Below are 22,122 nucleotides of genomic sequence, written 5' to 3'. Positions count from 1 at the left end.
CCGTTCGTAGCCCAAGGGATATCCCCGGCCCTACGGACAAAGGAAGGGGGATCGGACCTTGTACTTACGGCGTCGAGCCGCTCTCGCCCGGCTGATTCGGCCCGCGAGACACCCGGTTCGGCCCGGCGGTCGGGGGTAAGCCGGCAGCCGGGCGTACGGCGGTGCCCTGTGGCCGGCAGGCCCGCCGCGGGGTGGCACGTACGGGCTATGCTCGCGGTGAATTCGCCCAGGGGGGACCATGGCTGACCCGGAAAGCCCGCTGCTCCACGCGCTGCGCCAGGCGGTGCGTTCCGCGCCGGAACAGGCCGAGTTCCGTGTCGCGCTCGCCGAGGCGCTCATCAACGCCGGTGATACGGACGGCGCGATCGTCGAACTCGGCGAGGCGCTGCGCCTGGCGCCGGATTCCGTTCCGGCCAGGCAGCTGATGCTCAGAGCGCTGAGCGGCGGGACACCGGCGCAGAGCGTGCCCGCGGAGAAGCCCGACGCCGGCTTCGACTGGCCGACGGCGGAGGCCGAACTGCGGGACGTGGCACCGCCGCCGCGCTTCACCCCCGCGCCCACCCCGCCGCCGGCCGTGCCCGTCCCGCCGCCCGCCGCCGCCGACGACGCGCGCGAGGACCCTCGGGGCGCCCCCGCCCACGAGGTCGAGCGGCCGGCCCTGACCCTCGCCGACGTCGGCGGGCTGTCCGACGTCAAGGACCGGTTGCAGGCCGCGTTCCTCGCGCCGTTGCGCAACCCGGAACTGCGCAGGCTCTACGGCAAGTCGCTGCGCGGCGGCTTGCTGCTGTACGGCCCGCCCGGCTGCGGCAAGACCTTCGTCGCCCGCGCCGTCGCCGGCGAACTCGGCGCGTCGTTCGTCTCCGTGGGCATCGCCGATGTGCTCGACATGTGGATCGGCTCCTCGGAGCGGAACCTGAGCGAGCTGTTCCAGCTGGCGCGGCGTCAGGCGCCGTGCGTGCTGTTCTTCGACGAGGTGGACGCGCTCGGGCAGCGGCGCAGCCAGACCCGCAACTCCACGATGCGCACGACCGTCAACCAGTTCCTCGCGGAGCTGGACTCGGTGGGATCGGACAACGAGGGGGTGTTCGTCCTCGGCGCGACGAACGCACCGTGGGACGTCGACCCGGCGCTGCGCCGCCCCGGCCGCTTCGACCGGACCGTCCTGGTGCTGCCGCCGGACGCCGAGGCCCGCGCGGAGATCCTCCGCTACCACCTGCGGGACCGGCCGATCGCGGGAGTCGACCTGGCGTCCCTGGTCGAGCGCACCGACGGCTTCTCGGGCGCGGACGTGGCGCACCTGTGCGAGTCGGCCGCGGAGATCGCGCTGATGGACGCGGTGCGCAGCGGCGAGGCGCGGCTGATGGGCATGCCCGACTTCGACGCCGCGCTGGCGGACGCGCGCCCGTCGACCGGACCGTGGTTCGACGCCGCGCGCTCGGTCGCGCTGTTCGCCAACGAGGGCGGCGCCTACGACGACCTCGCCGCCTACTTCAAGACCCACAAGGGCACGAAGGGCCGTTGATGGCGGACGAAGCAGACGACGGACCGGCCGGCCGGGAACCGTTGCAGGCCGCCGTCGAGCGCGCCGTCGCCCTGGCCCGCCTCGACCGCTACGCCGAGGCCGAGCCGATCCTGCGCAGGGTGCTGGCGGCCGACCCCGAGCACTACGGCGCGCTGGCGAACCTGGCCTGGCTGCTCGATCTGGCCGACCGCCGGGAGGAGGCCGTGGCCACCGCCCGCCTGGTGATCGCGCGCCGGCCCCAGGACACCGAGGGCTTCTACCGGGCGGCGTCGTGCCTCATGAGGGACAAGAACGTCGCCGAGGCGCTGCCGCTGGTCCGGCGGGCCATGGAGATCGCGCCGGACGAGGGCCGGGTGCTGCGGCTGTACGCGCGGGTGCTCGCCGACATCCCCGAGCGGCTTCCCGAGGCGCTGCCGATGGCCGACCGGGCCGTCGAGGTCGACCCGTTGAACGGCGAGAGCTTCCAGACCCGGGCGGTCGTCCTGGTGAGCCTGCGCCGCTGGCGGGACGCGGACGCCGCCCTGGCGCAGGCCCTCCAGCGGGAACCGACCGACACCGCCTACCTCATCCAGGCCGGCATCGTGAAGCTCCGGCTGGGGATGATCGCCCCGGCTCGTGACGCGTTCACCGCGGCCCTGCGGCTGAAGCCCAGGCCGCACCGGGTCCGGGAGGTGCTGGACACCCTGGAGACGCAGGGGCTGCCCGCGCCGCTGCTCGACGTCTACACCCTCGGCTGCGAGGCCCTGGACATTCCCGACCTCGGCTCGCCCGGCACCGCGGGCACCGACCGGGAACTGCTGGGCGAGCAGGCACGTATCGCCACGTCCATGTGGAAGGCCGCGACGTACAACCACGCCTGGTCCAAGGACTCCCGCGACCGCTGCCGCACCCTGGTGGCGGCGATGCTGGCGGCGGACGCGACGCTGGTCCCCGCGCGCCTGCTGGCCGCCGAGATCGCCGGCGACGACGCGCGGTACGAGGACCTGGTCTCCCTCGCGGGGCCGCTGATCGCCGAGGGCGAGGCGACCGGTCAGCTGTACCGGGACACCGTCCTCGGCCTCGAACACCTCGACCGCCTGGACGACGCCGTCGCACTCGCCGCCGACGCGCGCCACCGCTTCCCGCGGTCGAGCCGGGCCGCGAGCCTGCACGGCCGGATGCTGGCCGAACTGGGCCGCCGCGACGAGGCGGTGGCCGCCGCCGACGCCGCGGCCGAGCTGGCCGACGGCGACCCCCAGGCGCTGACCTCCGTGGCGGGCGTCCACCGGCGGCTGGGCCGGAAGGACGAGGCCAAAGCCGCCTACAAGGCGATCCTGCGCGAGGCCCCGAACGAGACGACGGCGCTGTTCGAACTCGGCTCGCTCTACATGCTCGGCTACCAGGACAACCGGGCGGCCGAGCGGCTGATCGAGCGCATCGAACTCCCGGACGTCGGCGGCGACCGCACGGCCGTCCTCGGCCAGATCCGCTTCCAGCTCGGCAAGTGGGACCAGGCGACGGCCGACTTCGAAGCCGCGATCGCCACGCCGATGCGCGCCCCGAGCACCGTCCCGGGCATCATCATCGGCTTGCAGCTGTTCGGCCCGCCCCGGCGTTTCCAGCCGCTGCTCGACAGGTGCGTGGAGATCCGCGGCGACGGCGTGCCGGCCGAACCGGTGACGATCGAGAAGCTGCGGCTGGCCGCGTTCACGACGCTCAAGTACGGCGCCCTGCCGCAGGCACAGGAGGTGCTGCGGCAGATCCTGGAGATGGACCCGGACCACCACGAGGCCACGGTGATGGCCACGGTCGTGGCCGATCCCGACGTGCCCGAGCACGCCGAGGCCCTCGCCGTGGTGTTCGCGCCGGACACCCACGACGACGAGCTCTGACGACGAGCTCTGACGGCGGCTGCGCGCGGTCCGCCGAGGGGAGGGCCCGGCACGCGGGTGCGGCCGGGCGACGGCGGACAGGGACGAACGGGACACCGACCGGGGCCGGGGCGGTCGCGCTCCTCACCGGAGCGCCGGCGACGGCCCTGGCCCCTCGCGGACGCCCGAGGCGGACTCCGGTGCGTCCTCGTCCCCGTCCTCGTCGTCGTACCGGCAGGACCCGTCTTCCTCGAAGTCCGGAGCGTGGAAGGGGTCCGTCATCGGGGGCGGCGAGGACAGCGCGGAGCGGCGGGGTTGCTCTTCCGGTGCGGAGAACAGCGAGGTCACGTCAATGAGAGGTCCGTCTTTCGTCGTGGGCCCTTGAAGGGGCCGGGTGTGCCGGGTCCGGAGCGGGATCTGTCGGACCGGGCCTAGAGCTTGATCATCTTGGTGTAGGGGCTCAGAATCCGCATCCGCGCGGACCCGAAGTCCACGAGCGCGGCGACTCCCTCCTCGGTATCGGTCACCCGACCGAGGCCGTACATGTCGTGGGCGACCTGGTCGCCGACGGCGAAGTGCTTGGGAGCAGGCGTGACCGGAGCCGTGAAGGGGCTCGTGGGCAGATGGCGCTTAGGTGCATGAGGCTTTGTCATTGCCCCTAGTGTGCGCCCGTCGGCGTCCTCTTCGCTCCGGTTGTTCACGTCGGATGCGCGGACAGCGGTGTACCGCGGGTCAAAACCCCCGGTTTTCCGGTCGTGCCGCCGCTCGCGGGTCTCAGGCGAGCAGGCCGGAGCCCAGCCGGTCGGAGGCGTCCCGTACGCCCGGCAGCGCGAAGAAGTAGCCGCCGCCGGTCGGTTGCACGTAGTCCACCAGCGGCTCCCCGGCCAGCCGCTCCTGGACCGTCTGGAACTGGCGCCGCACGTCCTGCTGGTAGCAGCAGAAGACGAGCCCGACATCCAGGTCCCCGACCGGGTCCAGGCCGCGGTCGTAGTTGTAGCCGCGCCGCAGGAACCGCTGGTCCGCGGTGGCCCGGTCGCGGGGGTTGGCGAGCCGGATGTGCGCGTCGAGCGGGATCACGTGGCCCTGCGGGTCGGAGCCGTAGTCGGGGGTGTCCGATTCGCGGCTCCCGTCGAGCGGGGCGCCCGAGTCGCGCCGCCGCCCGATCATCGTCTCCTGCTCCCGCAGCGAGACCCGGTCCCAGAACTCGACCAGCATGCGGATGATCCTGATCACCTGGTACGAGCCGCCCTCCGTCCAGGCCGGCTCGCCGCCCGCGGCGCCGCGGGTCCACACCAGCGCGTCGGCGACGGCCGCGTCGGCGACCGCCGGGTTGCCGGTGCCGTCCATGAAGCCGAGCTGGTTGCGGGCGGTGCCGGCCGGCCGCGGGTCGGCGTGGAAGCCGTCCGCCTTCCACAGCGGGCGCAGCCCGGCGCGGGTGTGCCGGGTGAGGTCGCGCAGCGCGTGCATCACGGTGTCCCGCGAGTCCGCGCAGATCTGCACCGACAGGTCGCCGTGCAACTCCGTCGAGCCCGCCACGTGGTCGTCGGGGAAGACCGGCATCCGGGTGAGCCGGGCGGGGCGGCGGGCGGCTAGGCCGTAGCGGTCGTCGAAGAGCGACGCGCCCACGCCCACGGTGATGGTGAGCCCGTCGGAGGGCAGCGCCGGGCCCAGCGTCCCGCTGTCGGACGGTACGGAGGCGACGTCGGCGGCCGGGACCGGGCCGCCGGAGGTCAGCAGCCGTATCCGATCGGTCAGCGTGCCGAACAGCTCCCGCAGCGCCGCGCGGTCCGGCGCGACGATCTCGAACGACACGAACGTCGCGGCGGCCTGCTGCGGGGTGACGATCCCGGCCTGGTGGACGCCCTCGAAGGGGATGTCGCGGCCCGACGCGGAACCGTGCCGGTCGTCCGCGTCCGCCAGCGTGACGCCGCCGAGCGTCGCTCCGCCCAGCGCGGCGGTGGCCGCCACCCCGACCGTCGTGCCGCGCAGGAACGCGCGGCGCCCGAGCGGCCCGGCGCTCACGCCGACGTCCGTGGCGCGAGCAGGCCGGGCAGCGAGGAGAGCGACTCCAGCAGGGCTCCGAGGTCGCCCTCGACCCGCAGCGTCCGGAGGGAGCCGGAGCCGGAGTCGGCGGGGCCGTTGCCGGGGGCGGCGCCCTGGTGCGGCTGCCGCAGGTCCGCGGTCACCTGGGCCAGCCCGCTCCGGATCGCAAGCAGCAGCGCCGGATCGCGCGGCGCGATCAGCGGCGCGAGGACGGAGACCACCTCGGAGGTCCCCTCGATGTTGGCGCCGAGCGTGGCCAGGGTGGTGCCGCTGCCGTAGTCCGCGGCGCCGGTCAGCTGGAACTGCAACGCGTTCTCCAGGATCTCGTGGGCCCGCAGCGGGAGGTCGCCCGGGTCGACCTCCTCGCTGGGGAAGTCCTCGGTCAGCCGGCGGACCTCGGCGACCAGCCCGCGCGTCAGCGGCCGGAGCGCGGACGCCGGACGGCCGTGCCACAGCCCGTACTCGACGGCGTGGAACCCGGTCCAGCCCGGGGCGCGCACCCCGCCGGGCAGGCCGTCCGCGGTGCCGTCGATGGCGGCGTCGAAGTCGCCGAAGGAGTTGTAGGCCGCGCCGAGGCGCTCGTAGTCCAGGTGCGCGGGCAGCCAGTCGCGGCGGGCGGCGGCCAGGTCGCCGCGGGCGACGTCGGCGTTCAGGGTGCGGGAAGCGGCCAGCAGCGGGGGCAGCGCGGCCTTCAGCCAGGCCCGGTAGGCGGTGACCGGCGCGGTCATCGCGAGGTCGGGCAGCGGCCGGTACCCGGCGACGGCGCCTGCCGCGCGCCCCGACAGCGCCATGGGGCGCGAGTCGCGCACCGTGCCGTCGGAGAAGACGCAGCGCAGCGTGTAGCGGCCGGCCGCGAGCGTGGTGGACAGCCGCTGGGTGCCCGCCGGCACGAGCCAGGGGATCTCGGCGTAGACCTTCGCGCCGCCCGGGTCGGTCAGGTAGACGGCGACGAACAGCTGGGATCGGTCGGTCACGTCGAAGGACACCGGCCCGGCGGCCCGGTGCGCGGGCAGGTCGCCACAGCCGGCGGCATCGACGGTGAGTGGCCTGGCGGAGGCGCCGTCCCCGGCCGCGGCCGGCCCGCTGCCGGCCGCCGCGGCCGCCAGCACCAGCGCGAGCACCGCCGTACGCGCACGGGGTCGCGTACGGGGCTGCGCCCGCGGTCGGAGCCGGGGGCGGCGGGGGCCGGGGCGGCGAGGGGCGGGCGGGTCCGCCGCCGCGGCGGACGGCGGACGCGGCTCGGCTTCGCCCATGGTGCGCGTCAGTTCCAGATGTCCGTGACCGGGGCCGCGCTCGCGCTGGAGCCGACCTTCCCCAGCCCGTAGAACTGCTCCAGCGTGGCGAGCACGTTGTAGTGGTCGACGTTCTCGCTGTAGTGGCCGGCCGCCACGTTGGCGCCCACGAACAGGGTGGGGATCTGGTTGTTCTCGGTGTAGTCGTCCTCGTCCCACGTCACGATCAGCAGGCTGTTGTTGGCCTTCGCCCAGGTCGCGTACGCGGACATCTTGTTCTTCAGCCAGGTGTCGGCCTGCGTGATGGTCCCGTCGTGCATGTCGTCGTCGAGGTTCGGGATGACGAACGAGACGGTCGGCAGGGAGCTGTAGTCCGACGGGAAGGAGCTGAACGGCAGCGAGTCGGCGGTGGGGACGTTGCTGAAGTTGATCCACGGCGAGTGCTTGCGGGCGTAGGCGCCGGAGCTGCAGGTGGTCGAGCCGGTGCTCGGCAGCCCCTCCGAGTAGCCCTTGAACGTCTTTCCCGCGGCGAGGAGTTCGGAGCCGAGGTTGGCGGCCGTCCCCTCGTTGACCGGGCAGGTGTCGGCGCTGAGCCCGTAGGTGCTGCCGGCGAACAGCGCCATGTAGTTGGGCTCGCTGGGGTGGGTCACCCCGAACGAACCCGTCAACAGGGCTCCCTGTGAGGCGAGTTGGTTCATGTACGGCGCGCTGGAGGTGTTGCCGATGATGTCGGCGTAGGAGTGGTTCTCCTCCATCACGATCACGACGTGCGAGGGAGCCGGCACCGAACTGGCCACCGGCTGGAGGGACTTGTCGGCGCTGTGCGGGTACAGCGTGGCGGCGGCCACGCCGGCGGCGGCGAGGGCGATGGCGGACGGCAGGGCGAAACGCGGCCTGAGGCGCATCGGTTCTCCATGGGCGCGAGGGGGGATGAGAGACGCTCTCCCATGGAACCCGATTTTGATGCTGTACGGTCAAAGTTGCAATGGCGCTCCGGTGAACAGGTTTCCATCGGTGGGCGGGCGCCGGGGCGCTGAGGCCACGGCGGCCACGGCGCGGCGCCCTGGTCCGGGCGGTGCGCCGTGGCCGCGTCGTCGGTCGGCCGATCCGGTCGGTCGGCCGATCCGGTCGGTCAGCCGATCGTGTCGGTCAGGCCGGCGGACAGGTAGGTCGCCCGGCGCTGGTCCTTCTCGCTTCGCCAGGGCTCGATGAGTTCCAGCAGCTTGCTGCTCTTCGGGTCGATGATCACCTCGGTGGTGCCGACGCCCCCGCGGAAGGACAGCTCCGTTCCGCTGCGCCCGGCGCTGTCCTTGACGGTGCCGACGACGCGCACGCCGTCCAGCTTGGCCAGCGCCTTGAAGAGCGCGCTGCGCAGTTCGGGACTGGCGGGGGCGTTGGCGAGCAGGGTGCTCGCCTGCACGAACCCGAGCGTGGCCGCGTCCTCGTCCTCGTCGGCGGAGGCCTTCGTGGTGTGCTCGATCTGCCGGAGCAGCAGTGCCGGGTCCGTGGTCAGGCGGTCGAGGGCGTTCCAGTCGAACCGGGTCGAGCCGAGCCTCCAGCCGGGGTCGTGCGACGTGCGGACGGCCTTGCCATCGACGACGTAGGTGAATTCCATCGACCGGGAGGTGTACGTGTCGCCGGTCTTGAAGTGGGTCTTCCAGTACTTCCCCGAACCGGCCGACTGAGTGGCGGCGACCTCGGCGACATCGTTCAGGAAGGCCGACGCGGACTGCGCCCGCGGCCCCTGCTGCGTACCCGCGGGCCCTGCTGCGTTCGCGGACACCACCGCGACGCCGGCCGCGACCGCGGCGACCGCGAGGAGGGCGACGGCGCGGCGGCGCTTCCAGAACGGCCTCACCACGGCGCCCTTCGCCACGTCCTCCCGCGAAGCCGGGACCGAGGCCTCCCGCACGGCTTCCTCGACCGCCGCCAGCGCCTGGGCCAGCGCCTTCGCCGACGGGGGCTCGACCCGACCCGCCGCCCGCAGAGCCTCGGCGCCCGGGAAGTCCAACACTGCCTGCCGCTCGGTCATGCCCGTCTCCTCCATGTCGTACGTACTCATGCCAGGTCTCCCGTCGCGGCCAGGCTCTGTCCCGCGGGGCGGTTCCCCGCGGGACGGTCCGGCGCGATCCGCTCGCGCAATCTGCCCCGGGCCCGGTACAGCCGCGAGCGGGCCGTTCCGAACGGGATGCCCATGGCGGTGGCCGCCTCGGCCGGGGTCAGTTGCTCCCAGCAGACGAGGAGCATCACCTCCCGCTCCTCGGACGGCAGTTCGGCCAGCGCGCTGCGCAGTGCGGGCGCCAGCGCCGCGGCGTCCAGCCGCTGGTCCACGGCCTGCCACGGGTCGGTGACCTCCACCTGCGCGGGGGCCTCCGCCCGCGCGGCCCGCCGCACATGACCCGCGAGGACGTTGCGGGCCACTCCGAACAGCCAACCCCGAGCGGTTCCGCGCGAGGCGTCGAACGTTCGCCGCGCGGCGAACGCCTGCAGCCACGCCTCGGACAGCAGGTCGTCCGCCGCGCCCGGCATCCGCCGCGCGAAGTAGCCGTGCAGGGCCGCCGAGTACTTCTCGACCAGCGGTGTGAACGCCGCCGGATCGTCGGCGGCCCGGGACAGTTGGGCGTCACCGTCGCGGTCGCCGCGTTCGTCGTGTTCCGATGTCACGGAATCTCCGTCTCCGACCGTCGGGTGACAGTCTCACCCTCTACTTGTCTCGCGGCGCCCCTCGCGTTCGCGCCCTGCGTGGACGGCGTCCGGCGCGCGCAGGTGCCGTCGTCGTGCCGGGTGCCACGACCCAGGCCGGCAGTGACGAGCTGAGCGTCCCGCCCGCGTTCTGCCGACCTCCGCGACCGGGCCCCCTCCCGACCAGCCGGGTCGGCGTGGAAACGCTATGGTTGCGGCTGGCTCAGCCCCGCCCCACCGGCCCACTGATCTGCGGTGCAAGTGATCCTGGCACGACCCGGCAGCTCACGCCCGCCCGCGCGCGGAACGCAGGCGGTGCGGCGGGAGCGTGCCGCCACCGCGGTCGCGGGCCGTGCCGCCGCACCGCCCGCCCATGGTTTCCGAAGACCCGGCAAGGAACTCCGCACCAGCTCGTCACTCGATCAATCGGGGCCGGAGCGACGGTGTGCGTGCCGGGATACGTCCGGGGCGGGTGCGTGATCACGGCCCGCCGCTCCCGTTGACCGCTGCCCGGCCGGCACGCGCCGTCATGCCGTCCGGCCGCGGGAATGGGTAACACATGCAGACGGCGCAGTCAGAACTGGTTGGCCGCGAAAGGGAGATCGGCGAGGTCGAGGCGATGCTCGCCGCGGCGGCGGACGGCGCCGGGCGGGTGGTGGTGGTCAGCGCGGGCGCGGGCGCAGGGAAGTCGGCGCTGCTCGACGCGGCACTCGACCGGGCTCGGCGCGAGGGCTTCACGGTGCTGTCGGCCCGAGGGATATCGTCCGAGCGCGACCTGCCGTTCGGGCTGGTGAGCAGGCTGTTCGAGCCGGTGGCAGGCGAACTGGCGCACATCGGGGGCCCGTTCGCGGAGCTGGGTTCGGGCGGGTCCAACTCACCTGCCGCAAAGACCGGTTCGGCCGGGGCGCCACCCACCGCGCCAACGAGCACGCCCGGCCGCGTCCTCTCCGCCGAACTCCACTCCTTCCACCGGGCGTTGGCCCGGCTGTCCACCCGCGCCCCCGTGCTCGTCGCCGTCGACGACCTCCAGTACCTCGACCGCGAGTCGCTGCGCTGGCTGAGCGCCCTGCCGCAACGAGTCGACCGGGCGCGGATCGCCGTGATGCTCACCGTGTGTCCGGGCGAGCCGTGTGCCGACCCGGCGGTCCTCGACGAGTTGCTGGCCGTGAGCGCCGTGGAACTGCACCCCGCGGACCTGAGCGCTCCGGCGACGTCGGCGGTGATCGAACGTGCGCTGGCCACCGCACCGGACGGGCAGTTCGTCGCCGCCGTGATGCGGGAGGCGGGCGGAAACCCCTTGTCCGTCACCGAGTTGACCTCGGCGCTGCGGGACCAGGCGGTCAGCCCCACCTCGGAATCGGCGGACGTACTGGGCGGCATCGCCGTTCCCCGGCTCGCCGCCCGGCTGCGCGCCCGGCTGCGACGGATATCGCCGTACGCCCTCGACATCGCCCGGGCCGCCGCCGTCCTGGGAGCCGAGGCGGATCTCGCCCGGGTGGCTCGCCTCTGCGACGCCGAACCCGCGGTGGTCATGGAGGTCATGACGGCCCTCGACCGGGCCGGCCTGATGGGGGTGGCGGGCGAGTCGATGATGTTCGCGCAGCCCCTCATGCGCAACACGGTGCTCCAGGACGTTCCGCTCGCGGACCTCCACGCGCTGCACACCAAGGCCGCCGGGATACTCCGGGCGACCGGCGCGCCCGGCGACCGGGCGGCGGAACAGCTCATGTCCTCCTCGGCGCCCGCCGAACCGTGGGCCGCCGGCCTCCTGCGCGCCGCCGCCGCGACCGCGCTCCGCCGCGGCGAACCCGAACGGGCCTGCGCCTACCTGGCCAGGGCCCTGCGCGAGCCGCTTCCCGACACCACCCGTATCGCGCTGCTCGCGGAACTCGGCCACGCCGAGGGGTACACGGACCTCGACGCGGCGATCGACCGCCTGACGGAGGTCTCCCGCGGTGCGGCCGAGCCGAGCCAGGCGACGACTCCGGCCCAACAGGCCGTAGGAGACCCAGGCGTACGCGATCCGGCGGGAGGCGACCCGGAGCGGGACCCGGGCGAAGGGGACGCACGGGAACCGGCCCAGCGCGAACCGGCCCACCGTGAACGGGCCGCCCTGCGCGAACAGGACCTGCGCGAACAGGACCTGCGTGAACGGGCCTTGCGCGAACTGGCCGAGCACCTCATCACGACCGGCCGCTCCCGCGAGGCGGACCGACTCCTCGACGCGTTCCCGGAGCCCACTCCCGGTGAGCCCACCTCCGGTGAGCGCACCCTGTGGTCCGCGGACGTTCGGTGCGACGGTGAAGCGGAGGCCGAGGAGGCGGGCGGGTCGCTGTCCCGCCTGCGCCGGCCGGCCCGGTCCGGCGCGGTGGACGAGGGACGCTACCTGAGCCTTGTCGCCACGCGCACCGCACGGGCCGGCAGGTTCCGGTCCCGGGCCGCCGCACGCGCCGAACAGGCGCTGGCAGTCCTCCCGGTCACCCCGGAGGCCCTGCGGCCGAGCCTGCGCGCCGTGCTCGTGCTCGCGCAGGCGGGCCGGGCCGAGGACGCGTTCGAGCGCTGCGACGCGCTCGCCGGGCAGGCGGCGCGGTGGGGGCACCGGCCCGGCCTGGCCGGTGCCCGGTCGCTGCGCGCGGTGATCGCGCAGCAGTTGGGCCGACTGCCGGCCGCGGCCGACGACGCCGGGGCCGCGCTGGAACTCCTCGTCGGGTGCGGTGCCCCGCGGCACAGCGGAGCGGCGGTGGAACTGCTCGCCCGGCTGGTGCAGATCCACCTCGACCTGGGCGAGTCCGACGAGGCGGCGGCACTGGTCGAGCAGGCGGAACCGCGCGCCGACGCATGGCGGACCTGGGGCGGTACGGCGCTGCTGCTCGCCCGGGGCCGGCTGCGGGTGGCCACCGGGCGCCCTGCCGACGGGCTGCGGGACCTGCTGGCGGCCGGCGGCCGGCTGCCGGCCTGGAAGGTGGAGAACCCGGCGGTCGCGCCGTGGCGCTCGGAGGCGGCCCGGGCGCTGCTCGCGCTCGGCGAGCCGGCCGAGGCCCGCCGGTACGCCGCGGACGAGGTGGAGCAGGCGCGCCGCTGGGGCACGCCCGGCCCGCTCGCCGCCGCGCTGCGCGCGATGGGCGCGGTCCTCGGCGGGGCCGAGGGGCTGGCGGTGCTGGAGAAGTCGGTCTCGGTGGCCGAGCGTTCGGACGGCCGGCTCGGCCTGGCCCGGTCGCTGGCCGACCACGGTTCCGCGCTCAGCCGGGCCAACCGCCGGATACCGGCCAGGCGGGCGCTGCGTACGGCGCTGGCCCTCGCGGAGGAGAGCGGCTGCGCGGACCTGGCCGGGCGGGCGCGGATCGAGCTGTCCGCCTGCGGCGGCCGCCCGCCGAAGTCCTCCGAGACGGCGGGGGTCGCGTCCCTCACCGCGGCCGAGCTGCGGACCGCCACCCTCGCCGCGGAGGGCCGGACGAACCGGGAACTCGCGGAGATCCTGCTGGTGGGACTGCGGACGGTCGAGGTGCACCTCACCCACGCCTACCGCAAGCTCGGCATCGACGGGCGCGAGCAGCTTCCCGCGGTGCTGCTCGGGCGGGTGGACACCCGTACGGACTCCCGTACGGACTCCCGCGGGGACTCCCGATCGGACATCCGTACGGACTTCCGCGCCGACTCCCGCTGAGCGCGCGGCAATCCTGCACACGGTGACCGCATGAGGCGCACAGCACCCTGACGCGATCTCCCGCGCCCGGTGCCCGGAAATCGTAAGTCGCAGGTATGTCCGCATCGTGATCAACGGCGGTTCCGGCGGAGAGGAATAGCCGTTCGAAATTGTGTGAAGGAAACGTCGCCATCCGGTGGCCGATCAGGCACGAACTCTGCTTGCGGTACCGAAATGCTGACCGAAACATCGAGGTGGTCGGGGTGGCCGGGCGGCCGGAACGCGTACTAGCGTCCTGCGTCGAACGGGAGTTGCGAATGGTGTTCGGTATTGGCTCGAACATCCGCCTCCCGTCTCACGCATCGGAATTCCGCAGAGACATGAAGGGAACGCAATTCATGCGTAACACCGCTTCTCAGGTCGAGACCCGCGAGCTTGCCGACGGCGACCTGGACAACATCTCCGGTGGCGTCGGCGTCGCCCTGGGCATCGACGGCCTGGGCCTCGGCGACCTCGTCGCGCCGGTCACCGACGCACTGCCGGTCGGCCAGGTCACCGGCCTGGTGGGTGGCGCCACCAACACGCTGTCCGGCATCACCGGTCTCGCGGGTCTCTGACCGCGAGACGTCCGACCATGGCCCCGGAACCGCCTGTTCCGGGGCCTGGCCGTGCCCGGCCGCACCCCGCGGCGCCCCGCGCGACTTGCCCTGTCCGGACCGCCCGGCCGAGACGAACGCCGTTGAAGGAGTGGCCCCGTGCAGTTCCGGCAGAAGGCGCTCGCCAAGCTCGAGGCACCCGAAGAACTCGACATGCCGGTCCGCTTCGCCCGGCCGCAGGGCCGGCTGGCGCTCGCCGTCACGGCCGTCGTCATGGCCGCCGCCGCCTTCTGGGCGGTGACCGGCACGGTCTCCGCCAAGCTGACCGCCCCCGGCATCCTGACCCGGGCGCAGGGCAGTTACGTCCTGCAGAGCCCGGTCGCCGGCCAGGTCACCGCGGTGTACGCCAAGGAGGGCGACACCGTCCCGAGCGGCGCGCGGCTGCTGAGCGTGCGCACGGACCGGGCGGTCGAGACGGTCCGCGCGGTGGCCGCGGGGCGGGTGACGGCGCTGGCCGCCAAGATCGGCGCGGTGGTCGCCACCGGAGCGGACCTCGCGACGCTGGAACACGCCGACGGCCCCGCCGACCCGCTGGTGGCGGTGTTGTACGCGCAGGGCGGCAGCGCGTCGTCGATCCTCCCGGGAGCCGCGGTCGACCTGACCCTCCAGACCGTGCCGACGCGGGACTACGGCGTGCTGCGCGGCCGGGTGCTCGCGGTGGGACGGGTACCGGAGACGCGGCAGCAGATCACCAGCTTCCTCGGCGACGCCCAGCTGGGCGATCAGTTCTCCGCGAAGGGCCAACCCGTGGCGGTGGTCGTGCAGTTGGACCGCGCCGCGGGCACGAAGTCGGGTTACCGGTGGTCGTCGACGGGCGGACCGCCGTACGCGATCGACTCACGGACGCTGCTCAGCGGCGCCGTCCACCTGGCCGCGCAGCATCCGATCGACTGGGTGAAGCCGTGACCGCGCAGCACTCCTCGGCGGGCACCGGCCGCCGTGCCGGCCGCGCCGCCGGGCGCCGTGCCCCCGAACGCCGCGCCGCCGACCGGCGGAAGCCCAAGGAGCGCCGGCCGAAGCGGCAGAAGACCGTCCGCACCCCCAGCGTGTTGCAGATGGAGGCCGTGGAGTGCGGCGCCGCCGCGCTCGCCATGGTGCTCGGCCACTACGGCCGCCATGTCCCCCTGGAGGAACTGCGGATCGCCTGCGGCGTCTCCCGCGACGGCTCGCGGGCGAGCAACGTGCTGAAGGCCGCCCGCGGTTACCGCCTGGAAGCCAAGGGCATGCAGATGGAGTCGGCGGCGCTGGCGCAGGTCCGGACACCGGCCGTGCTGTTCTGGGAGTTCAACCACTTCGTCGTGTACGAGGGGACGGTGCGGCGCTTCGGCCGCCGTGGCGTGCGCCTCAACGACCCGGCCCGGGGACGCAGGTTCGTCCCCGAGGAGGAGTTCGACGCGGGCTTCACCGGCGTCGTGCTGACCTTCGAGCCCGGCGTCAGGTTCCGCCCCGGCGGCCGCAGACCGGGAATCGCCGGCGCGCTGCCGGCCCGGCTGCGCGGCACCCGGGGGACCACGCTCGCCGCGCTGGTCGCCAGCTTCCTGCTGGTCGCGGTAGGGGTGGCGGTTCCCGCGCTGAGCCGCGCGTACATCGACACGTTCCTGTTCGGCGACCGGACGTCGCTGCTCCCGGTGGTCTTCTCGTCGATGGCCGCGCTGGTCGTGCTGACCGCCGTGCTCACCGGCGTGCAGCAGGCCAACCTGCTGCGCGGGCGCGTCATCTCCTCCACGCTCGGCAGCGCCCGGTTCCTGCGCCACCTGCTCAGGCTGCCCGTCACGTTCTTCGCCCAGCGCAGCCCCGCCGACCTCGTGCAGCGCCTGCAGTCCAACGACTCGGTGGCCGAGACCCTGGCCCGGGACCTCGCCTCGGCCGGCGTGGACGCGGTGGTGGTGCTCCTCTACGCGGTCCTGCTGTGGACGTACGACCCCCAACTGACGCTGATCGGGGTGACGCTGGCACTTCTGAACATCGTCGCGCTGCGCCTGGTGGCACGGATCAGAAGCACCCGGGTGCACAAACTCCGCGCCGACCAGGCCAGGTTGACCAACACCGCGTACAGCGGACTGCAGTTGATCGAGACGATGAAGGCCACCGGCGGCGAGAACGGGTTCTTCCGCCGCTGGGCCGGCCAGCACGCCACGACGCTCGACGGCCAGCAGCGGCTGGGCGTGCCGAGCGCGGCGCTTGCCGTTGTCGCGCCCACCCTCGCCGCGCTCAACAGCGCGCTGATCCTGCTGGTCGGCGGGGTCCGGGCGGTGGAGGGCCAGATCTCCATCGGGCTGCTCGTCGCCTTCCAGACCCTGGTCACCAGCTTCACCGCGCCGGTCAGCCGGCTCAGCGCGGTGGCCGGCCGGGTGCAGGACTTCACCGCCGACGTGTCCCGGCTCAAGGACGTCGAGCGCTTCCCGGCCGACCCGCTCTTCGCCCGCGACCGGCCGGCCGCGAGCACCCGCAGGCTCAGCGGCCATGTGACCCTCGAGGGGATCACCTTCGGCTACAGCCCGCTCGACGAGCCGCTGCTCACCGACTTCTCGCTGTCGGTCGGCCCGGGCCGGCAGGTCGCGCTCGTCGGCGGGTCGGGCAGCGGCAAGTCCACGGTGTCCCGGCTGATCTCGGGCCTGTACCAGCCGTGGGAGGGCGAGATCCGGATCGACGGGCAACTGCTCTCCGACCTCTCGCGCGGCTCGCTGTCCGCGTCGGTGTCCTTCGTCGACCAGGACGTCTTCCTCTTCGAGGGCACCGTCCGCGACAACGTCGCGCTGTGGGACCCGTCGATCCCTGACGAGGCCGTCGTCTCCGCGCTCCAGGACGCGGCCGTGTACGACGCGGTCGCCCGGCGCCCCGGCGGCATCCACGCCCGGGTGGAGCAGGACGGCCGCAACTTCTCCGGCGGCCAGCGGCAGCGCCTGGAGATCGCCCGTGCGCTGGTCCGCGGACCCAGCGTGCTGGTCCTCGACGAGGTGACCAGCGCACTGGACGCGGAGACCGAGCAGGTGATCATCGACAACCTCCGGCGGCGCGGCTGCGCCTGCGTCGTGATCGCGCACCGGCTCAGCACGGTCCGCGACAGCGACGAGATCGTCGTCCTGGACCGTGGCCGGGTCGTGGAACGGGGCCGCCACGAGGAACTGGTCGCGGCCGGCGGGCCGTACGCCGACCTGGTCAGGGAGCGCTGAGGTGACTTCCGTGCACCCGCCGGTGACCGGCGGCGCGGGTCCGGGCGACCCGGTACTGGACGCCATGGGCGGGCTGGGCCGGCCGGTCCCCCCGGCCGGCCGGCGCAGCCTGTCGCTGGAGGGTCCGCACGTGCTGTGGCTGGTCGCGCGCGGGGCGATGGACCTGTTCGCGGTCGACGCGGCGCGGCAGGGCCGCTGGCACTTCCTCGGCCGGCTCCGCACCGGGACCCTGCTGCTCGGCCCGGCCGACGGCCCGCAACACACCCTCGTGGCAAGGCCGTTGGAAGACTGCGTCCTGCACCGCATCGCGCTGCGCGAACTGTTCGGCACAGGCTACGGCGATCAGGCCGCGCAGGGCGGCGGTTACGGCGACGGCTCGGCATACGGCTCGGCGTACGGCGACGGCTCGGCATACGGCTCGGCGTACGGCGACGGGTGGGCCGAGAGCAGCCAGGCGTGGGGCGGCGGCCCGTTGGAGAACGCGTTCGCCCGCGGCATCGGACGCGGCCTGAGCGTCCTGTTCGACGCACCCGTGGAAGGCCGCCCGGCCCCGGGCAGCGCGCCTGGCGCGGGCCTGCCCGGTGACCGGGCCGAGGAGAGCGGCTCGCCCGACGACGGCATCCTGTGGATGCCGGTGGCCCCGGGCAGCGTCCAGTACGCCTACGGGGACGGGTACGGGCAGGGGCACGCCGACGCCTACGGGACCGCGAACGGCGGACCGTACGGGACCGCGAACGGCGGACCGTACCAAGGCGGTCACGGCGGTGAGCCGGGCGGGGACCTGCTCGTCGACAGCGGGATGTGGCGGCGGATGGTCGAGCAGCAGACCCGGTTGCTGTTCGCCCTCGACCGCTGGATCGAGCAGTCGGAGCAGGCGCACGAGGACCGGGCGGCGGCCGGGATCAAGGCCGGCGAGGAGGTGCGCGAGCAGGCGGACCACACCCTGCTCGCGTCGATCGGCAAGCCGGGTCCCGGCAGGTCGGGACCCGGCCGGGCGGCCGGAAGCCGCGGACCCGCGGGCGACGACGGCACCCTCGCCGCCTGCCGCCTGGTCGCCGACGCGGCCGGGATCGACCTCGGGGCGGCCGCGGACGGCGGCCCGGGACCGGAGGGCGCGGACGCCGCCGACCGGATGAGCGCGGTCGAGCGGATCGCGGTGCGCGCCCGGCTGCGTACCCGTCCCGTACAGCTCAACGGCCGCTGGTGGCGGGAGAACTCCGGTCCCTTGGTGGGACATCGGGCCGCCGGCGGCGCCCCGGTCGCCCTGCTGTGGCGGCGCGGCGGATACGAGGCGGTGACTCCGGCCACCGGGCGCCGCGCGACGATCGGCAGCGCCAACGCGGCCGAATTCGCCCCCCGCGCCGTCATGTTCTACCATCCGTTGCCCGAAGAGCCCCTGTCCGCACGCCGGTTGCTCGGCTTCTGCCTGCGCGGCACCGGCGCGGACCTGCGCGCCCTGCTGCTGGGCGGGCTGGTCGCGGTCGGCCTCGGCGCGCTGGTGCCGATCGCGACCGGCCGGGTGCTCGGTGAGTACGTCCCGAACGCCGAGAACAGCCTGATCGTCCAGACCGCGCTGGCGATCGTGGCCACCACCGTGGTCTCCACCGCGTTCATGCTGATGCAGAACACCGCCATCCTGCGGGTCGAGGGCCGGGTCGAGGCCACCCTCCAACCCGCCGTCTGGGACCGGCTGCTGAGGCTGCCGACCCGGTTCTTCGCCGAACGCTCCACCGGGGAACTGGCGAGCGCGGCCATGGGCATCAGCGCGATCCGCCGGGTGCTGTCGGGCATCAGCTCCGTGATCGTGCAGGCCGGCACGGTCGGTGCGGTCAACCTCGTCCTGCTGCTGTGGTTCAGCGTGCCGCTGACGCTGGTGGCCGTCGCCCTGCTGCTCGTGGTGGGCGCGGTGTTCCTCGGCCTGGGGCTGGCCCAACTGCGCTGGCAGCGCAAGCTGGTCGTGCTCACCAACAAGCTCAACAACCTGGCCTTCCAGACGCTGCGCGGCCTGCCGAAACTGCGGGTCTCGGCGGCGGAGAGCTTCGCCTACGCCGCCTGGGCAGGGGAGTTCGCACACAGCCGGGAGCTGCAACAGCGGGTCGGCCGGACGAAGAACCTCATCACCGTCTTCAACTCGGTGTGCCTGCCGTTCTGCACGCTCACCATGTTCATGCTGCTCGCGGGCCCGGCCCGCGGTGCCCTGTCGCCCGGCGCCTTCCTCACCTTCAACACCGCGGTGACGATGATGCTGACCTCCGTGACGCAGCTGACCGGCGCGCTGCTGTCCGCCGCCGCCGTGCTGCCGCTCTTCGAGCAGGTCAAGCCGATCCTCGAAGCGGCTCCCGAAGTACGCGGCGGCAGCACGCAGCCCGGCACGCTGTCCGGCGCGATCGAGGCGCGGAACCTCACCTTCCGGTACGCCGACGACGCGCCGCTGGTCCTGGACGATGTGTCCTTCCGGGTCCGGCCGGGCGAGTTCACCGCGATCGTGGGGGCCAGCGGCTGCGGCAAGTCGACGCTGCTGCGGCTGCTCATCGGCTTCGACCGGCCGGTCTCCGGCGGCGTGCACTACGACGGGCAGGACCTCGCCGCCCTCGACCAGTCGGCGCTGCGCCGGCAGTGCGGGGTGGTCCTGCAGAACGCGCAGCCGTTCACCGGCTCGATCCTCGACTGCATCCGCGGCGCCGGGGCGTACACCCTCGAAGAGGCGTGGCAGGCTGCCCGACTCGCCGGGCTGGCCGAGGACATCAAGCAGATGCCGATGGGGATGCACACCGTGCTCTCGGACGGCGGCGGCGCCGTCTCGGGCGGGCAGCGGCAGCGGCTGATGATCGCCCAGGCGCTGATCCGCCGGCCCCGCATCCTCTTCTTCGACGAGGCCACCAGCGCGCTCGACAACGAGACCCAGGGCGTCGTGATGGAGAGCACCCGCGCGCTGCGGGCCACCCGGGTCGTGATCGCCCACCGGCTGTCCACGATCATGGACGCCGACCGGGTGATCGTGATGGCCGACGGCCGCGTGGCCCAGCAGGGACCGCCGACCGAACTGCTCGCCGACACCGGCGGCCTGTTCCACCGGCTGGTCCGCCGCCAGCTGCACTGAGCGCGCGACCGCGTCCCGAGATCAGGGCGGCGTCGTGCCAGGCGAACCGTCGGCACGTTCCGCGCCCCCGTCGGCGGTTCAGGGGAGCTTGACCGCCAGCAGATCCGTCCGGTGCACCTCCGGGGCGGCCGCGAACATCGTCGGGCCGATCTCCTTCAGGACGTCGGCGATCTTTCCGTCGAAGTGCGCGGCGCGGCCCTCCTCGTCGTCGAAGGTGTCGAAGATCCCGAACACGGTCGGGCCCTCCTTGAAGGCGAACCAGGTGACCGTGCCCTGCTCGGCGCGGGCCAGCTCCAGGGCATCGCGGAGCACGGCCTCCACCTCGGCGGCGCGGTCGGGCCTGGCCTCGATCCGGAGCCGGAATCCCACCTGCGACATGTGCTGCTCCCACCTCGTCGAATCCGGTCGGCGACCGCCGGCCACCACGACGCTAGGGGCCGCGCCCACGGGCCGGCAGTGGCGGATGCGGCACATTCGCTACCGTTTCCGTCATGCGCGTCGCCGTGCTCGTCCTCGACGGGGTCTTCGACTCGGGCCTCGCCGCCCTCCTCGACATCGTGCACTGCGCCAACACGCTGCGGACCCGGCTGCCCCAGCCGCCGCCCACCTGGCAGCTGTCCACGGTCGGCTTCACCCGCACCGTACGCACAGGCGCGGGACACCGCGTCACCGCCGCGCCCGTCGCGCAGGCCGAGGAGTGCGACCTGCTGCTGATCCCCGGCGTGGCCGAGCGGCGCCCCGACGAGCTGGTGGCCCACCTGTCGGGCCCGCGTACCGCCCCCGCGCGGGAGCTGATCGCCCGGGCCCGCGCCCGGCGCACCCCGATCGCCACCGCCTGCGCCGGAAGCTTCCTCCTCGCCGAGGCGGGCGTCCTGGACGGCCTGCGCGCCACCACCACCTGGTGGCTCGCACCGCTGTTCCGCCGCCGATACCCGCGGGTGACGCTCGACCAGCGGCAGATGGTGACCAGTTGCGACGGCATCACGACCGCCGGCGCGGCGTTCGGCCACATCGACCTGGGGCTGACCCTGATCCGACGGCGCAGTCCCGCGCTCAGCGACCTGGTCGCCAACTACCTCGTCATCGACCAACGGCCCTCCCAGGCCGCCCACACCATGACGAGCACCCTCGCCGCGTGCGACCCCACCGTCGCCGCGTTCGAGCACTGGGCCCGCGCCCACCTCGACCAGCCGCTCAGCGTCAAGGACGCCGCCGCCGCGATCGGAGTCAGCGAACGCACCCTGCAACGCACCACCCGGGCCGTCCTCGGCCTCTCACCCGTCCGCTTCGTCCAGGACCTCCGCGTCGAACAGGCCACCCACCTCCTCCGCACCACCGACCAGACGATCGAGGCGATCGCGCGCCGCGTCGGCTACGAGAGCGCCAACACCCTCCGCGTGCTGCTCCGCGACCGCACCGGCAAATCCGCCACCCAGCACCGCCACAGCTGACCTCACCTCCCCGCCCGCCACCCGCCAACAATCCGCCGCCTGAGAGGTTCCCCCGCCCGGCCGAAAGCGCCCTCGCCCGGGCTGCGACGGGCCCTCCGGCACGCAGCGGGCGGGCTCGGACGTCGCCAAGCACGGCCAGAACCACCGACCAGCGACCGTCGTTCGGCGCGCTAGAGGAATCCGACGGTGGAGGTGTCAACGTTCGAGGCGATGTCGGGCGACGCGTCGAGTGCCTCGACGAACCGGGCGACAGGAGAAGGGTCCTTGCCTCGTTCCGCGCCGACCGAGTGCGGTCATCCTGCGGAACGGGCTTCCATACGTGGTCTTACAACCGGAGGTGAGGACCGCAGACGCTGCTGGCGGAACCAAGATGCCACCCCCGGCGGTCGTTGATATGAGGATATCGGCAAGGGGGGATCGGGGATGACTGACAAGGAATCAGCGGCAGACCTCCGTTCGCGCGCGCAGACGCTGCGTTCCTGTGCCACCCGCGCGAGGACGGCGGCGAAGGCACTGGGCACCTATCTCGACGGTGAGGTGAAGACGGCGACAGGTGTCGGACCTGCACTGATCTGGGTGGGCCCGTACGCGACCGACACCACCTCGACGCTTCAGCAGCGGCAGGCGTCGCTTCAGCGGATGGCCTCGGAACTACTCGTCGACGCCAAGCGGTGGGAGGGCGAGGCCGGCCACCTGGAGGACCGGGCGCAGAAGAAGCACGGAGCCCACTGATGGGTTTCGAGTCGCTTCGATACTCAATGACGCGCAGG

The 22,122-nt window shown here is 73.7% G+C and carries 17 protein-coding genes; 9 read left to right on the top strand and 8 right to left on the bottom strand.

The features are described from left to right. Positions 1–238 precede the first annotated feature (238 nt). Both OG370_RS19780 and OG370_RS19775 read left to right on the top strand, forming a co-directional pair. Positions 239–1,522, top strand: coding sequence for an AAA family ATPase (locus OG370_RS19780; RefSeq protein ID WP_328466092.1), 1,284 nt, complete (start codon positions 239–241; stop codon positions 1,520–1,522). Continuing rightward, positions 1,522–3,393, top strand: coding sequence for a tetratricopeptide repeat protein (locus OG370_RS19775; RefSeq protein ID WP_328466090.1), 1,872 nt, complete (start codon positions 1,522–1,524; stop codon positions 3,391–3,393). Before OG370_RS19780 ends, OG370_RS19775 begins: the two co-directional genes overlap by 1 nt. A 123-nt stretch (positions 3,394–3,516) precedes the next feature. On the opposite strand, the gene OG370_RS19770 is transcribed toward OG370_RS19775, so the two are convergent. The 7 genes from OG370_RS19770 to OG370_RS19740 all read right to left on the bottom strand — a co-directional run bounded on the left by OG370_RS19770 (position 3,517) and on the right by OG370_RS19740 (position 9,311). After that, on the bottom strand, positions 3,517–3,720 hold the full coding sequence (locus tag OG370_RS19770; RefSeq protein WP_328466088.1) for a hypothetical protein: 204 nt from the start codon (positions 3,718–3,720) through the stop codon (positions 3,517–3,519). Between the two features lie 83 nt (positions 3,721–3,803). Next, entirely contained in the window at positions 3,804–4,025 is a 222-nt protein-coding gene (locus OG370_RS19765) for a hypothetical protein (protein ID WP_328466086.1), read from the bottom strand. Positions 4,026–4,146: 121 nt separating this feature from the next. Further along, positions 4,147–5,394, bottom strand: a complete 1,248-nt coding sequence (gene efeB, locus OG370_RS19760; protein ID WP_328466084.1) for an iron uptake transporter deferrochelatase/peroxidase subunit — start codon at positions 5,392–5,394, stop codon at positions 4,147–4,149. Next, complete coding sequence (locus OG370_RS19755) at positions 5,391–6,536, bottom strand: EfeM/EfeO family lipoprotein (protein ID WP_328466082.1); 1,146 nt, start codon at positions 6,534–6,536, stop codon at positions 5,391–5,393. The genes efeB and OG370_RS19755 overlap by 4 nt, the downstream gene beginning before the upstream one ends. A gap of 140 nt (positions 6,537–6,676) precedes the next feature. Then, positions 6,677–7,552 (bottom strand): alkaline phosphatase family protein, encoded by an 876-nt coding sequence (locus OG370_RS19750; RefSeq protein ID WP_328466080.1) that lies wholly within the window; start codon positions 7,550–7,552, stop codon positions 6,677–6,679. A 227-nt stretch (positions 7,553–7,779) separates the two neighbouring features. Next, positions 7,780–8,709, bottom strand: a complete 930-nt coding sequence (locus OG370_RS19745; protein WP_328466078.1) for a CU044_5270 family protein — start codon at positions 8,707–8,709, stop codon at positions 7,780–7,782. After that, entirely contained in the window at positions 8,706–9,311 is a 606-nt protein-coding gene (locus OG370_RS19740; RefSeq protein ID WP_328466076.1) for an RNA polymerase sigma factor, read from the bottom strand. The genes OG370_RS19745 and OG370_RS19740 overlap by 4 nt, the downstream gene beginning before the upstream one ends. 577 nt (positions 9,312–9,888) lie before the next feature. Here OG370_RS19740 and OG370_RS19735 point away from each other — a divergent pair. The 5 genes from OG370_RS19735 (at position 9,889) to OG370_RS19715 (ending at position 19,901) form a co-directional block, all read left to right on the top strand. Then, positions 9,889–12,993: a helix-turn-helix transcriptional regulator gene (locus OG370_RS19735; protein ID WP_328466074.1), complete on the top strand. Its 3,105-nt coding sequence runs from the start codon at positions 9,889–9,891 to the stop codon at positions 12,991–12,993. A 377-nt stretch (positions 12,994–13,370) separates the two neighbouring features. Next, the gene (locus OG370_RS19730) at positions 13,371–13,589 is read left to right on the top strand and encodes a type A2 lantipeptide (RefSeq protein ID WP_328466072.1); all 219 of its coding nucleotides are present in this window, start codon (positions 13,371–13,373) and stop codon (positions 13,587–13,589) included. A 138-nt stretch (positions 13,590–13,727) separates the two neighbouring features. Next, on the top strand, positions 13,728–14,534 hold the full coding sequence (locus tag OG370_RS19725) for an HlyD family efflux transporter periplasmic adaptor subunit (RefSeq protein WP_328466070.1): 807 nt from the start codon (positions 13,728–13,730) through the stop codon (positions 14,532–14,534). 149 nt (positions 14,535–14,683) lie between these two features. Beyond that, positions 14,684–16,801: an NHLP family bacteriocin export ABC transporter peptidase/permease/ATPase subunit gene (locus OG370_RS19720; RefSeq protein ID WP_443060875.1), complete on the top strand. Its 2,118-nt coding sequence runs from the start codon at positions 14,684–14,686 to the stop codon at positions 16,799–16,801. Between the two features lies 1 nt (position 16,802). Next, positions 16,803–19,901, top strand: a complete 3,099-nt coding sequence (locus tag OG370_RS19715) for an NHLP bacteriocin export ABC transporter permease/ATPase subunit (protein ID WP_443060710.1) — start codon at positions 16,803–16,805, stop codon at positions 19,899–19,901. Between the two features lie 78 nt (positions 19,902–19,979). Here OG370_RS19715 and OG370_RS19710 read toward each other — a convergent pair whose 3' ends face one another. After that, the gene (locus OG370_RS19710) at positions 19,980–20,279 is read right to left on the bottom strand and encodes a putative quinol monooxygenase (protein ID WP_328466068.1); all 300 of its coding nucleotides are present in this window, start codon (positions 20,277–20,279) and stop codon (positions 19,980–19,982) included. Positions 20,280–20,392: 113 nt separating this feature from the next. Here OG370_RS19710 and OG370_RS19705 point away from each other — a divergent pair, with 113 nt between their 5' ends. Together OG370_RS19705 and OG370_RS19700 are read left to right on the top strand one after the other, a co-directional pair. Then, entirely contained in the window at positions 20,393–21,352 is a 960-nt protein-coding gene (locus tag OG370_RS19705) for a GlxA family transcriptional regulator (protein WP_328466066.1), read from the top strand. A 423-nt stretch (positions 21,353–21,775) separates the two neighbouring features. Next, entirely contained in the window at positions 21,776–22,084 is a 309-nt protein-coding gene (locus tag OG370_RS19700; protein WP_328466064.1) for a hypothetical protein, read from the top strand. Positions 22,085–22,122: the final 38 nt, after the last annotated feature.

The organism is Streptomyces sp. NBC_00448 (genome assembly GCF_036014115.1).
In the GTDB taxonomy this organism is placed as follows: Bacteria; Actinomycetota; Actinomycetes; order Streptomycetales; family Streptomycetaceae; genus Actinacidiphila.
Note: the sequence above shows the minus strand (reverse complement) of the source record. Positions and strands in the feature narration are given on the sequence as shown.